9 protein-coding genes and 2 tRNA genes are annotated in these 14654 nt (G+C 65.8%); 2 read left to right on the top strand and 9 right to left on the bottom strand.

The window, feature by feature from the left end; genetic code table 11:
- Nucleotides 1–112 precede the first annotated feature (112 nt).
- Nucleotides 113–3574, top strand: coding sequence for a TonB-dependent receptor (locus tag CHB64_RS05890; RefSeq protein ID WP_159462426.1), 3462 nt, complete (start codon nt 113–115; stop codon nt 3572–3574).
- The gene (locus CHB64_RS05885) at nt 3574–4764 is read left to right on the top strand and encodes a M14 family metallopeptidase (protein WP_089411674.1); all 1191 of its coding nucleotides are present in this window, start codon (nt 3574–3576) and stop codon (nt 4762–4764) included. Before CHB64_RS05890 ends, CHB64_RS05885 begins: the two co-directional genes overlap by 1 nt.
- A 20-nt stretch (nt 4765–4784) precedes the next feature.
- On the opposite strand, the gene CHB64_RS05880 is transcribed toward CHB64_RS05885, so the two are convergent.
- From CHB64_RS05880 to CHB64_RS05840, 9 genes are all read right to left on the bottom strand, one after another.
- Complete coding sequence (locus CHB64_RS05880) at nt 4785–6056, bottom strand: CmpA/NrtA family ABC transporter substrate-binding protein (protein WP_089411673.1); 1272 nt, start codon at nt 6054–6056, stop codon at nt 4785–4787.
- A gap of 10 nt (nt 6057–6066) precedes the next feature.
- Entirely contained in the window at nt 6067–6666 is a 600-nt protein-coding gene (locus tag CHB64_RS05875) for an ANTAR domain-containing response regulator (protein ID WP_089411672.1), read from the bottom strand.
- Between the two features lie 183 nt (nt 6667–6849).
- Nucleotides 6850–9549: a nitrate reductase gene (locus CHB64_RS05870; RefSeq protein ID WP_200815246.1), complete on the bottom strand. Its 2700-nt coding sequence runs from the start codon at nt 9547–9549 to the stop codon at nt 6850–6852.
- Between the two features lie 4 nt (nt 9550–9553).
- Nucleotides 9554–9898, bottom strand: a complete 345-nt coding sequence (gene nirD, locus CHB64_RS05865; protein ID WP_089411671.1) for a nitrite reductase small subunit NirD — start codon at nt 9896–9898, stop codon at nt 9554–9556.
- Nucleotides 9898–12372 (bottom strand): nitrite reductase large subunit NirB, encoded by a 2475-nt coding sequence (nirB, locus tag CHB64_RS05860; RefSeq protein WP_089411670.1) that lies wholly within the window; start codon nt 12370–12372, stop codon nt 9898–9900. The genes nirD and nirB overlap by 1 nt, the downstream gene beginning before the upstream one ends.
- Nucleotides 12373–12470: 98 nt before the next feature.
- Entirely contained in the window at nt 12471–13742 is a 1272-nt protein-coding gene (locus tag CHB64_RS05855; protein ID WP_375790376.1) for an MFS transporter, read from the bottom strand.
- Between the two features lie 304 nt (nt 13743–14046).
- A tRNA-Arg gene (locus CHB64_RS05850) sits at nt 14047–14123 on the bottom strand.
- Between the two features lie 69 nt (nt 14124–14192).
- Entirely contained in the window at nt 14193–14501 is a 309-nt protein-coding gene (locus CHB64_RS05845) for an ETC complex I subunit (protein ID WP_089411669.1), read from the bottom strand.
- Between the two features lie 59 nt (nt 14502–14560).
- A tRNA-Pro gene (locus CHB64_RS05840) sits at nt 14561–14637 on the bottom strand.
- Nucleotides 14638–14654: the final 17 nt, after the last annotated feature.

Raw genomic sequence — 14654 nt, 5'->3', positions numbered from 1 at the left:
AATTCGGCAACACTTGGCGCGGCCGTTGCGAAAAGCGTCGCCGCGAATGGCGGATTTTTCTTTCTGTCCGAACGGGTTTGCATGGCCGTCTCGCAATGCGAAGACGACCGTCGTGCGGAAAGGTTTGGACGCAATACGACTAGTCATCGCGTGCGCGGTCTTATGCGCCGCAGCGGCTTCGCCCGTCGCTGCGCGTTCGACCGCGAACGCCGAAGCGCAGGAAAACGTCGCGCTGGCGATCCCGGCGCAAAACGCCGAGGACGCCGTCAAGGCCCTCGCCCGCGCCTACGGACGATCCGTACTGTTCCAGACCGAAGACGTCGCGACGGCGACGACCAATCCGCTCGAGGGGCGTTTCACCCTAGAGCGGGCTCTCGAGGCGATGTTCGAGGGCACCAGCCTGCAAGGCGGCCTGACTGCGAGCGGGGTGATCACCATTCATCCCCGCGCCATCGAACAACAAGCCTCTGGAGGGGATAAATCCATGAAACGGTCAGGCTTTTTTCTGACGACGGCGCTTTCTTCTTTCGTCGCGTCCGCTACGACGGCGATCGCGCAGGACGAGCCCACGCCGCAACAGGAGCGTGACGAGATCATCGTCACCGGCACGAATATTCAGGGCGCGCGCATCAACGAGACCCTGCCCGTCGTCGTCATCGGCCAGGGCGATCTCGACGCCATCGGCGGTCTCGACGGGGAGGACATCCTGCGCGCCCTGCCGGCGCAGGGCGCCATCGACTTCCGCGACGACAACACCAGCACGGTGAACAACGCGCGCGGGGACGTCGCCTCCATCAATCTACGCTCGATCGGACCGGGCAACACGCTGGTGCTGCTCAACGGCCGCAGACTCGTCAATCATCCTGGCACGCAGACGGAAAATCTGGTGCCGGCCGTGACGGTGAATATCAACGCGCTGCCGCCCGCAGGCATCAGACGCGTCGAAGTGCTCAATGACGGCGCCTCGGCGATCTACGGCTCCGACGCCGTCGCCGGCGTGTTCAATACAGTGCTTAAAGACGATTTCGACGGCCTGACCCTCTCTTTCCGTCACGGCTTTTCTCAGGGCGTCGAACTCGATGAGCAGCAGCTCACCGTCAACGCCGGCAAAACCTTCAACGACGGGCGGACGAACATCTCCCTTGCCGGCGCCTTCTCGCGCCGGGACGGGCTGTTTTCGCGGGAGAGGCCCTACTCCGAAAGCTCGGACCTTCGCCCCTTCCTGGAAGGAACCAGCTTCGAGGGCGACGTGTCTTTCGACAATCGCAGCACGCGCTCGCCCTGGGGACAGTTCACGCTGAACACCACTTCTTCCACGCGCGTGCGTCAGAACGGCGAAACCCTGACTTCGGCGTCAGGCGTTTTCCATATTCAGCCGGACAGCCTTGCCGGCTGTCGCGGAACCACGGCGGACGATCTCGCCACGCCGGGAATCTGCATCGACGACGGCTCGCTCGACCGCGACCTGAGATATAATGTCGGCTCCGTTCGCAGCCTTATTTCCGATCGCGACCGTTTCAACATCTTCGCGTTTCTCAATCACGATCTGTCCGACGACGTCGAGCTGTATGGCGAGTTCGGCTACTATTACGCCAAGACCGAGGCCGTGATCGAAGCGAGCACGCCGATCGCCAGCGGCGATATCGTCGTGCCGGCGAACAATTACTGGAATCCCTTCGGCCCGGTCACATTTTCCGACGGCGCGCCCAACCCCAATCGCCTGCCCGGTCTTGAAAACGTGCCGGACGAGGGACTGCCGGTATTCGTGGACGGGGCGCGCTTTCGGCTGGTCGATATCGGCCCGCGTCACGTCGACGTGCTCAACACCTCCTGGCGGGCGCTTCTCGGCGCGCGCGGCCAGATCAGCCAGACGAACTGGGGCTGGGACAGCGCCATTCTCTACTCCCGCGCCAAGACCAACGACGTAACGGACAACCGCGTTTCTTCGACCCTGTTTCAGCAGGCGCTCTTCAATGAAACGCCGGACGCCTACAATCTGTTCAACGGCGCCGACCCGAACAACCCGAGCGAGCTCGACTCCACGCCGAATCCGCGCAGCGCCATCGAGCCGTTCCTGATCGACGTGCAGCGTCTGAGCACGACGGAGCTCGGCCTCGCCGATTTCAAGCTGTCGAACGGCAGGGTCTTCGATCTGCCAGGCGGTCCGCTCGGCGCCGCTTTCGGCGCGGAGGCGCGTTATGAGGCCTATGTCGAAGATCGCGATCCGCGTCTAGACGGAACCATCACCTTCACCGACGCCGTCACGGGCGAAGTCGTCGGCAGCGACGTGATGGGCACCAGCCCCACCTCCGACTCAGACGGCTCGCGCTCGGTGTTCTCGTTCTTCGGCGAATTATCCGTGCCGGTAATCGGGGAATCCCAGGCGATCCCGCTCGTGCGCCATTTCGGTCTGCAGCTCGCCGGGCGCTACGAACACTATTCCGACGTCGGCGGCAGCGGCTTCAAGCCGCGCGTGGCCGCCGCATGGGAGCCGGCCGACTTTCTGAAGTTCCGCGCTTCATGGTCGAAGGGTTTTCGCGCCCCGAACCTGCTGACCATCAACGAGAAAAACGTCGCCCGGTCGAACACGCGCGAAGATTCGATCTTTTGCGAAGCGGGCGTGCGCAACGGAACCTTCGCGACCTTCGAGGATTGCGTGGGTTTCACCGAATCGCGCGAGGAGCAGCGCGCCGGCAATCCAGATCTGAAGCCGGAGGACAACCGCAATCTCACCTACGGCGTCGTGTTCCAACCGCGCGGCTTCGAAGGCGCAGCGCGCTTCCTCAACGGACTGACCATCACCGTCGACCGCTGGGACATTGAGCAGGAGAACGTGGTCGGCATCTTCGGAGGGGGCAATCACCTCGATCTCGATTACGCGCTGCGGGTGCAGGGGCTGTCCAACCCGGCCGTGGTCCGCGCCGACCCGACAGAGGATCAGATCGCCTTCTTCGCCGGAACAGGACTCGATCCCGTCGGCGACATTCTTCATATTGAAGATACGTACCTCAATCTCCTGCCGCGGAACATCTCCGGCACGGACTTCGCGCTTTACTATTCGCTCGACGACACGCCCGCAGGGGACTTCGACTTCAAGGTCAACGTGGTCAAGATGCGCGAATTCTCCATCGAGCCGTCCGAGAACGACCGCATCATTCTCGACGCGATCGAACAAGGACTAATCGACGACTCGATCACGGTCGCGAACGCCGGCGACATTCTCAGGCAGGACGGTCAACCGGTCTGGCAGGGCTCGGCGACGGTGACCTGGCGGCACGACAGCGGCGTCGGCGGCGGCGCGCTCGTGCGTTATGTCGGCTCTTACATCGACACCAGCCCCGGCCTGGACGTAAACGGCGATCCGTTCGAGGTCGATGACTGGACGACGCTCAACGTCTACGCTCAGTATGAATATCCGGGCGACGGTCTTCTGGCGAATACGCGCCTGCGCGTGGGCGCGAACAACATCACCAATGAGGACCCGCCGCTGGTGGATGCGACAAATGGTTATGACGCGCGTTATCACAGCGCGCGCGGCCGCTACCTGTACTTCGATCTGCGCAAACAGTTCTGATGCTGCTGTTGCGTAGATGCGGCCGCATCGCCGTCGCTTTGGCGGCGGCGCTCGGCGCGGGCGCCGTCGCGCCCGCGCCGGACTGGTCCGAGCCTTGCGAAAACCGGTTCGCCGTTCTAGACGGCGGTTTTGAAGGCGCGCGCCTGTCGGCGTGCGAGCCTCGGCGATCAAAGTTTGTTGTACGCATCGAGCCGGAAAACTCGCCCATCAATCCGAGCCCTTGGTATGCGTTCCGCCTGACGCCGAAGCGCGCCGGCGAAATTGAAATCGTCCTGCGCTACGCCGAGGCGGCCCATCGTTATCATCCCTGGATCGACGACGGCGCCGGCTGGCGGCCGCTGCCAGCCGACGCCGTGCGCGAAAACCGGCGCGGACGCAAGGCGGCGCTCCGTATAAAGATCGCCGCCGCGCCAGTGATCATCGCCGCGCAGCCGCTGTTTCTCAACGAAGATTACGCCGCCTGGGTCGATGCGCTTGCGCGCGGGCGTGATCACGCGAGGACGATCGCAATCGGCGAATCCCGACAAGGCCGCACGCTCATCGCCTTGCTTGACGGGGCGCCGGAAAAGACAAAGCCGGCTCCATGCGCCCTCTTCGTCGGTCGTCAGCACCCGCCCGAGGTTACGGGGGCCTTCGCCATGATGGCCTTTCTCGAAACCGTCTTCGGCAACAGCGCGCTGGCGGCCGCCTTTCGAGCGCGCTATGACGTCATCGCCGTTCCCAATCTGAACCCGGACGGCGTGGCGCTGGGCAACTGGCGACACAACGCGGGCGGCATCGATCTCAACCGTGACTGGGGGCCTTTCACTCAACCAGAAACCGCCGCAGTCAAAGCTCTGCTCGATCAACGCTGCGCAGAGGAAAAAGGCGGCCTTGCGCTGATGCTCGATTTCCACTCGACGCGGCGCAATCTTTTCTACACGCAGAGCGCGGATGAGACGACCGCCCCGCCCCGTTTCGCCGAGCGCTGGCTGGCCGGCGCGCGCGCCCGGCTCGACGAGTACGAATTCGAGCACGCCGAGCGGGCTTACAGCAGCCGGCCTACGCTCAAGAATTATATTTTCTCTCGCTTCGGCGCGCCCGCCATCACCTATGAGGTCGGCGACGGCGCTGCGCGCGCAGAAGCTGAAGCCGCGGCGCGCATTCTCGCCGAAGAGATGATGAAGACGCTGCTCGCGCCGCATCCTTGAGTTTAAGACGCGCGCGATTTTCAGGCGCCGGCGTAGACCTGCGACGGGTCGATTCGCAGATTGTGGCGGATGAAGCCTTCGATATAGGGGCCGACCGCGGCGGGATCGAACACGCCGCCGTCGATGAACGCGCTCGCGGACATGGCGATCGGCGCAGTCGCCTCGGTCAGCACCCAGGCGCGGTCCGGCGCGCCCTCCGTCTTGGCGTCGCACAGCGGCGCGGCGACGCCGAGCCGCGCGGCGGCGATCCGGTAGATGTCGGGCCGATAGGCGCCGTCGGCGATCGCAAGGAAGTTCGCCGGCGCTTCGATCTGGCCCCAGCGCGCCATCTGCGACAGGAACCACAGCGCGTGCGAGCGCCATGGATAATTGGCCGCATAATGATGAAAAATGAGGAAGTCTTCAGCTTCGACGATGCTGCGCCGCGTTCTGAGCGCGCCCTTTCCAACCAGCGCCGGCGCCAGAAGCGCCGCCGGCAGGCCGACATAGCGCTCGCTCGCCAGCAGATAGGCCGCCTCCATGCGGTTCGCGCGCTCGTCGAGCCAGATGAGCGCTTCGAGCAGGCTCGAAACCAGCGCAATGTGCGTATCCGGATTATCCTCCGCCCAGCGCTGGCGCACGCCGAGCGCCTTCTCCGGCATATGCCGCCAGATATCCGCCGAGCGCACGATGGCGCGCCCCAGGCCGCGATGCTCGGCCAGCGTGTTCCATGGCTCGCCGACGCAGAACATGTCCACCTTGCCGCGGTCGAGCTGGTCGACCATGAAAGGCGGCGGCGCCACGACCATGCGCACGTCGCGGTCGGGATTGACGCCCTCTGCGCCGAGCCAGTAGCGCAGCGCATAGTTATGGCTTGAAAACGGGAAGACGGCGCCGACGGTGACGGTCTCGCGTCCCTTTCTCAACCGCTCCGCGATGACCGCTTTCAACGCGCGCGCAGAAGTCGGCCGCTCGAACATCGCGTCGGGATCGGCTGCGACCATCTCCTGGTAGAGCTTTTCCGACACGGTGACCGCGTTGCCGTTGAGATTGAACGCGACGGCCGTTACGAATTTCTCCGCCGCGTAAGCGTTCGCAAGCCAGCTCGCCGGCGCCATGGGCGCGAGCATGTGCGCGGCGTCGATCGCGCCCGCGGCGAGCTTGTCGCGAATTTGCGACCAGGAATTCTCGCGGCTCAGGCAGACATGAAGGCCGTATTTCTCGAAAAATCCCTTCTCTTGCGCGACGACAAGCGGGGCGGCGTCCGTTAACGGAACGAAACCGATCGTCAGGTTGCTGATTTCAGGCTTCATCGCGCTTCCGTCAGTCGTCGAACAGGCTGGCCACCGCCAGGATATTGTCCGCCACGTCCTTGATGGTCTTGCCCTGATTCATCGCCATCGTGCGCATCGCCGCATAGGCGTCGTTCTCGGACAGGCCGCGCTTTTGCATGAGAAGCCCCTTGGCGCGTTCGATGACCTTGCGCGCTTCGAGATCGCGCTTGGATCGCTCAAGGTCCTTCCAAAGAGCGTCGAACATTCTGAACCGCTCGATGGCGATCTCAAGAACGGGCAGGACGCGCCGCTCGGACAGTCCGTCCACGATGTAAGCGCTCACGCCCGCCCGCACCGCTTCCCTCGCGAGGGCGCCGTCGCCGTTCTCGACGAACATGACGATCGGCTTGGGATTCTTGCGAGCGACGAGCTGAAGATTCTCGATCGTGTCCCGATCGGGGCTGTCGCAGTCGATGATGATGGCGTCCGGCTGCAGCCGTTCGACGACGGCGAGAAGTTCGGCGCCGTGCAACGCCGGCGCCTGCCTGACGACGGCCGCCCCTCTCAGACCGTCCTCCACGATCTTCGCGCGTTCCGGCTTGCTGTCGATCAGAAGAACGATCAGCGGCGTTTCGGTCTGGCGCTCCATGGCCTGCCGTTATTTTTGTTGCGACGCACAATATCTCATTGTCGCGGCGCAACATCAAGAGCCATGAACGGACGTCCGGCGTGGCCATAGCCGCTGAAAAATATAAAAAATTCCGTCTTTTCGCCTGCCTTGGCGTCGGCGACAGAAGTTGTTGCGATTGCGAAGCCTCGGCGGCCGCGGCGTTCAGGCCGGAACATGCTCCCTCTCCGGCAGGAGGCGGGCGATCTCGGCGCGGCAGGAGCCGCAGTTCGTTCCGGCGCCGGTCGCCGCGCCGATCGCCTCGATCGATGCGCAGCCGGCTCGGGCGGCGGCGGCGATCTCCTTCGCGCCGACATTCATGCAGGAGCACACGATCGCCCCGCGATCCGGCGCATCCGCGCCCGGCCGGCCGAGCAACGCCGCCTGACGAGCGCGCGCCGTAAGAGCGCGCCCGAGCTGTTCGCACACGAAGCTCCGCGCGACCGGTACGGGTCCGCGCGCGAAATAAATCGCGCCGGCGAAGACGTCGTCGATGAAGAGCGCGCGGCTATAGACGCCTGCCCCCGCGTTGGCGTGAGCGGCGATTTGCGCGCGGGCGTGCGCCGGCCTGATCGCCTCGGCGAACAACTCATCGGCGACGAGCGCATGAATCGACTCGAGCGCGCCCTCGAACCCCGCCAGCTCGGCGCGCAATCCGCCCCGCGTTCTTGCTTTCGCCCAGTAGCCCGCCGTATCGGGCGCGCGCCAGCGGACGAAGTCTTCGGTCCTGATGACGGCGAAAGCGTGCCAGACGGCGCCTGCGTTCTCGATGCGAACGCGCGACGCCTTCAGCGCAGGCTGGCCGGAAACGGGATCGACGATCGGCGCGACGAGCGCGCCCACGCGCGCGCGCGCCGCGAATGCGTCGTTCCAGTGCATCGGCGCGAAGAGCTCCCCCGGCCGCTGGCGCGCGGTTACGCATAGCCGTACGAGCATTTCGCCGAGCGGCGAGATTACGCGCACGATTTCGGCGTCGCGCAGGCCCTCGCGCGCAGCGTCCGCCGGCGCCATCTCGACGAAAGGTTCGCCGATATGCCGGGCGAGCGTCGGCGAGCGGCCGGTGCGCGTCATCGTGTGCCACTGATCGCGCGCCCGCCCGGTGTTCAGCGTATACGGATAATCAGGCTTGACGGCTGCCACGGCCCGTCCGCCGGGGACCACGAAGTTGGCCCGTCCCGACGGCGTGAAGAACCGGCCGTCGGCGAAAAGCCGCGCCATTCCGCCACGCGCTCCTTTCGGCGTCGGCCATTGCGTCGGTTCAAACGCCTCGTAGCCGGCTTTATCGAGCGCGGTCAGGCCGGCGAGATCAAGCGCGCGCGCGCCGTCGTTTTCCAGCGCGCAAAGCCGCGCATATTCCCGGAAGATCTCGCTGGAGTCGGCGTAGGCGAACGCCTCGGCCCAGCCCATCTTCGCGGCGACATCGCATATCTGCCGCCAGTCGTGGCGCGCTTCTCCGGGCGGCGGCAGGAAGGCGCGCTGGCGCGACATGCGCCGTTCGGAGTTCGTCGTCATGCCGCTCTTCTCGCCCCATCCCGTCGACGGCAGGAGGATGTCGGCGCAGGCCGCCGTATCCGTCGTCGCGACGATATCGGAGACGACGACCAGCTCGCAGCGCCTCAGCGCCTCGCGCACGCGGTCGGCGTCCGGCATGCTGACGACCGGATTGGTGGCGATGATCCAGACGGCCTTCACCCTGTCTGCATGGACCGCGTCGAACAGGTCGACCGCCTTGAGGCCGGGCCGGTCCGCCATACGCGGCGCGCGCCAGAAGCGGCGCACCCGCGCGCGCGCCGCCGGATCGTCAAGCTCCATATGACAGGCGAGCTGGTTGGCGAGCCCTCCGACCTCGCGCCCGCCCATCGCATTGGGCTGACCGGTGACCGAGAACGGACTGCAGCCGGGCTTGCCGATGCGGCCGGCGAGGAGATGGCAATTGATAATGGCGTTGACGCGATCCGTTCCATCCGCCGCCTGATTGACGCCCTGCGAATAGACGGTGACGGTTTTCTCCGTATGAATGAACAAATCGAAGAACCGGGCGAGAAGCTCGGGCGCGATCCGCGTCTCGCGCGCCGTGCGAGCGAGGTCGAACGGCGCCGAAGCCTCGAGAGCCGCCTCGACGCCGCTCGTATGCGCCGCGACGAAAGCCGCGTCGCGCGCGCCATGCCGTTCGAGCGCGCGCAGAAGCCCCCGAAACAGCGCCGTATCGCCGCCGGGCGCGACGGGAAGATGAATGTCCGCCGCCTCGCTGGTCGCCGTCCGGCGCGGATCGACGACCACGAGCCGCATGTCGGGCCGGCGCCGCCGCGCGTCTTCGATGCGCTGGAACAGAACCGGATGGCACCAGGCGAGATTGGAGCCGACAAGCACGACGAGATCGGCGCGCTCGAGATCCTCATAACAGCCGGGCGCGACGTCCGCGCCGAAAGCGCGCTTGTGGCCGGCGACCGACGAGGCCATGCACAGGCGCGAATTGGTGTCGATATTGGCCGATCCGATGAACCCCTTCATCAGCTTGTTGGCGACGTAATAGTCTTCGATGAGCATCTGGCCGGAGACGTAGAAGGCGACCGCGTCGGGACCGTGACGCTCGATGATTCGACTGAAGGCCGTCGCGATGGTTTCGGTCGCCGCAGCCCAACTGGCGCGCCGGCCCTCGATCTGCGGATGGAGGAGCCTGTCCTCAAGGCCGAGCGTTTCGGCGAGAGCGGCTCCTTTCGAGCAGAGCCGCCCGAAATTCGCCGGGTGGTTCGGATCGCCCTTCACGGCGACGCCGTCGCCCGTCGCTTCGACCGCGACGCCGCAGCCGACGCCGCAATAAGGGCAGGTCGTCCGTACGCGCATCATGACGCCGCCGTCCGCCACAGGGTCATTCCGCCGCCGCGTCCGCGCCAGCAACGAGCAGGCGCACCCGTCCGTCGACGACCTGCGCGCGCCGGGTTCTGACCGCGCCCTTGTCCGGCGCTTGCGCCCTGCCCGTATCGAGCGAGATCACCCAGCCATGCAGCGGGCATGTCACGGCGCGGGCGTGCACGATGCCCTGGCTCAGCGGGCCGCCCTTGTGCGGGCAGCGGTCGTCGAGCGCGAAGACGGCGCCGTCGAAGGTTCTGAACAGCGCGACGCAGCCTGCGGGCGTCTTGACCACCCGCGCGCCGCGAAGCGGAATGTCCTCGACGGCGCACACGTCCGCCCACTGCTCGACATTGAATCCCATCAGGCGATCTCCATGCTGCGTTCCATCCGCGGCAGTTCCAGCGGGACGAATTCACGCCGTTCCTCTCCGGCCGCGCGTCGCGCCCACGGATCGATCTGCGCCGATTTCTGCGAGCGCACGAAGCGCTCGAAATAGCCGCGACGCGCCGCTTCGTCCTCCGTCAGCGTGCAGCGGATATGCTCGACGCCGACTTTTTCGGCCCATTTGTAGATGCGATCGAGATAGGCCGCCTGCTCGCGATACATCTGCATCAGCGCGGCGACATATTCGACGACCTCGTCCTCCGTCCGCACGCGGCAGAGAAGCTCCGTCGCCTTCACATGCATTCCCGCCGCGCCGGCGAAATGTATCTCGTAGCCGCTGTCGACGCAGACGACGCCGATATCCTTGCAGGTCGCCTCGGCGCAGTTTCGCGGACAGCCGGAAACGGCGAGCTTGACCTTGTGCGGCGTCCAGGAGCCCCAAAGGAATTTTTCGAGCCTTATGCCGAGCCCCGTCGAATCCTGCGTGCCGAAGCGGCACCAGTCAGCGCCGACGCAGGTCTTCACCGTGCGCAGCCCCTTCGCATAGGCGTGACCGGAAACGAGCCCCGCCTTGTTGAGGTCGCGCCAGACCGCCGGCAGATCTTCCTTCTTCACGCCGAGCAGATCGATGCGCTGGCCGCCCGTGACCTTGACCGTGGGGATGCGGTACTTTTCGGCGACGTCCGCGATCGCGCGCAGCTCCGCCGGAGACGTTACGCCGCCCCACATCCGCGGCACGACGGAGAACGTGCCGTCTTTCTGGATGTTGGCGTGCGCGCGCTCATTGATGAACCGGGATTGCGCGTCGTCCCGATACTCCTCCGGCCAGGCGCACAAAAGATAATAGTTGAGCGCCGGCCGACACTTCGCGCAACCGCAGGACGTTTTCCATTCCAGCGCCTGCATGACGGCCTGAATCGATTTGAGCGCCTGGCCGACGATGACGCGGCGGACCTCCTCATGGCTGAATGTCGTGCACGGACATATCGGCTTGCGCGCGTCCGCCTGGTAGGCGTCCCCCAGCGAAAGCGCGACCAGCTTCTCGACCAGCCCCGCGCAGCTTCCGCAGGAGGCCGACGCCTTCGTGCGCGCGCGCACCTCTTCCGCGCTGGTCAAACCGAACTGCGCGATCGCCGTCTCAATCGCGCCCTTGCACACGCCGTTGCAGCCGCAGATCTCCGTATCATCCGGCAAGGCTGCAACGGCCGCCATAGGGTCCAGCGCCTGCCCGCCGGCGTAAGCCGGGCCGAAGACAAGCGTCTCGCGCCGGTCCGAAATGTCGGCGCCGTCCTTGAGCTGCTGGAAGAACCAGGCGCCGTCCGCCGTGTCGCCGTAAAGCACGACGCCGACGATGCGGTCGTTTTCGATGACGAGCCGCTTGTAGACGCCCTGCGCCGCATCGCGCAGGACGATTTCGTCCCTTCCGGGCTTTTCGGCGAAATCGCCGGCTGAGAAAAGGTCGACGCCCGTGACCTTGAGGCGCGTCGCCAGCGCGCTCGGCTTGAACCGCGGCGCCGGGTCGCCCGCCAGGCGGGCGGCGACGACGTTCGCCATCTCATAGAGCGGCGCGACAAGGCCGAAGCACTGGCCCTCGAACTCGGCGCATTCGCCGAGCGCGAAAATGTCCGGATCGCTCGTGCGCATTCCCGCGTCGACGACGACGCCGCGATTGACCGCAAGGCCGGCTTCCTTCGCAAGCTGAACGTTCGGCCGTATGCCGACGGCCATGACGACGAGATCGGCCTCGATTTCGGTTCCGTCGTCGAGCCGGACCGCGCGCGCGCGCGGCGGGCCCAGCGCCGGATCGGTTCCGAGTATGGCCTCTGTATTGGCCTTCGTGCGCACAGCGATGCCGCGCGCCTCGATCGCCTTTTGCAGAAGATGGCCGGCGGCTTCGTCGAGCTGGCGCTCCATCAGCGTCGGCATGAGATGAAGAACCGTCACGTCCATGCCGCGTTCCTTCAGCCCGGCCGCGGCTTCGAGGCCGAGCAGGCCGCCGCCGATGACGACGGCGCGCCCGCCCGACTGGGCGGCGAGCAGCATGGCGTTGACGTCGTCGAGATCGCGATAGGTCAGCACGCCGGCCAGATCGGCGCCCGGCACGGGGATCACGACAGGCAGCGAGCCGGTGGCGACGATCAGCTTGTCGTAGGAAGCGACGACGCCGCGCTCGGAGCGCGCCGTTTTCGCCTCGCGGTCGATGGCGACGACCTTGTGGCCCTTCCATAGCGTGACGCCGTTCTTTTCATACCAGGCGTCGCCGTGGATGATGATCTCCTCGAAGCTCTTTTCGCCCGAAAGCACCGGCGAGAGCATGATGCGATCGTAATTGACGCGCGGCTCCGCGTTGAAGATCGTAACGTCGTAGGCGTCCGGAGCGATCTGGAAAAGCTTATCGAGCGCGCGTCCCGGCGCCATGCCGTTGCCGATGACGACCAGTTTCTGCTTCATCTGTTCCCTCGTTCAGCCTTCTTTCTCCGGTTCGACCCCGGCCGCATGCGGTTTGACCGTCAGTCTACGGTCGTTTTCTTAGGCGCCCGCCGCGCGGCTCACGCCGCCTGCGCGGCGCGCCGCCGCTCCATGCTGCGGATCGCCAGATGCATCCACGCGAGGAGCGTCCCGGCGAGGACGAACAGCAGCATGAACGCGCTCGTCCACAGCCCGGTCGTCTCCAGAAGCAAGCCGAAGGCGATCGGCAGAAAGAAACCGCCGAGCCCGCCGATCATGCCGACAAATCCGCCCACCGCGCCGACATTATCCGCGTAATAGACCGGCACGTGCTTGTAGACGGCGGCTTTGCCGAGGCTCATGAAGAAACCGAGCACGAACGCCGTCGCGACGAACGCCGCAGGCCCGACGGCGACATGGAGCGTCACGGCGCCATTCATTCCGTATACGGTATAATCTGCAGGCGGTATCGACAGAACGAGCGTCGCCGCCGCCGAGGCCGCGAAGGTCCAGTACATCACCTTGCGCGCGCCCACGCGGTCCGAAAGCGCCCCGCCCCAGGCGCGGAAGATCGAGCCGGGGATCGAATAGACCGCGCCGATCATCCCGGCGAGCTTGATGTCGAACCCGTAGACGCCGATGAGATAGCGCGGCAGCCACAGCGCCAGCGCGACGAACCCGCCGAATACGAAAAAGTAATAAAGGGCGAATCGCCAGACCTGCATGTTGCGCAGGGGCGCGAGCTCGCCGGCGAGAGGCCGCCGCGGCGCGAATCCGCCCGCGCGCGCCTTCGTCACAGGGTCCTCTTCGGTCGCGAAGTAGAACACGACTCCCGCAACCGCGAGACAGGCCGCCCAGATCTGCGCCGTCGCCTCCCAGCCGAGGGCGACCATGACGAAAGGCGCGAGGAACTTCGTCGCCGCCGCGCCCACATTGCCGACGCCGAAGATCCCCAGCGCGGCGCCCTGTTTCTCGGTCGGATAGAAGCGCGACACATAGGCCGCCCCGACTGCGAAGGATCCGCCGGCGATCCCGACGCCGAATGCGGCGATCAGCATCTGCGCGTAGGTCTCGGCGAAGCTGAGCAGAAACGTCGCCGCAGCCGCCGCCAGCATGGCGAGCGTATAGACCAGCCGTCCGCCATGGCGGTCGGCCAGAACGCCGAGCGCGAGGCGGATCAACGAGCCGGTGAGAATCGGCGCCCCGACCAGCAGGCCGAACTGCGACTCGCTCAAGGACAGCTCGTCTTTTATCTGTACGCCAATGATCGAGAAAATCGTCCAGACGGCGAAACAGACCGTAAAGGCCGCCGTCGACATGACGAGCGCGCGGGCCGGTTCGGCGCGGCCTGCCCTGTCGCGGCGCATTTGCATTTGAAAGCCTGCGCGGCTTGCTGCCTGATCGCTCATGCGACGAGAAACCTCCCTCCGCCGGGCGCGCCAGGCGCGCGCATGCGCTGCTCGCGCGCGGCGAGTTTCAAGATCAGGATTGTCGAGAGATGTGCGCCTCGCCGTGAGGCGCGCCCGCCGGCGTCAATGAAGCCGAACGCTACGGTTTCGGTTCGTCCGCCGCCCTACGCTGGAGACCGGATGGCTCGTCCTTGAGCGGACGAACTTCATCACGCTCATACGCGCGTGTCAATAAAATTTTTGCAGCGCAACATGGCGAGGCGGTTTCTGGCGACCCCGGCAGGACTCGAACCTGCGACCATTCGCTTAGAAGGCGAGTGCTCTATCCAGCTGAGCTACGGGGCCCCGATTCGCCGCTTTTAGCAGGCGCGCCGGATTTTGCGAAAACCGCCGCCTGCCTTTGCGCGGGACGGTCTAATGCGTCCAGGGCGCGCGGCGGCGATGGGCGAAATTATCCGCATAGGCCTTGGGCCGCTGCGCCAGCGGATGCGGCTCTTCGATCACATAAGGAATCGCATGGCGCTCGGCGTAGGCGACCGCTTCCTCCCGGCTCGCAAAGGAAAGGCGCACCTGTCCGGCGCGGGTGTCGGCGCCGCTGGTCCAGCCCATCAGCGGGTCGATCCGGCGCGCGGCCTCCGCCTCGAACTCCAGGCGCCATTCCCGGGTTTGCGCCTTGCCGGACTGCATGGCGGTCTTCGCCGGTCGATAAATGCGCGCAAGCATCTCGGCTCCGTCATGGTTCAGGGCCCGAACGGCCCGACAAAATCAGCGTTCCCGCCGGCTGGTCGGGGCGGCAGGATTCGAACCTGCGACCCTCTGCTCCCAAAGCAGATGCGCTACCAGGCTGCGCCACGCCCCGCGCCAGGGCCGGAACCG

Origin of the sequence: Amphiplicatus metriothermophilus, from assembly GCF_900199215.1 — a bacterium.
GTDB lineage: Bacteria > Pseudomonadota > Alphaproteobacteria > Caulobacterales > Parvularculaceae > Amphiplicatus > Amphiplicatus metriothermophilus.
Note: the sequence above shows the minus strand (reverse complement) of the source record. Positions and strands in the feature narration are given on the sequence as shown.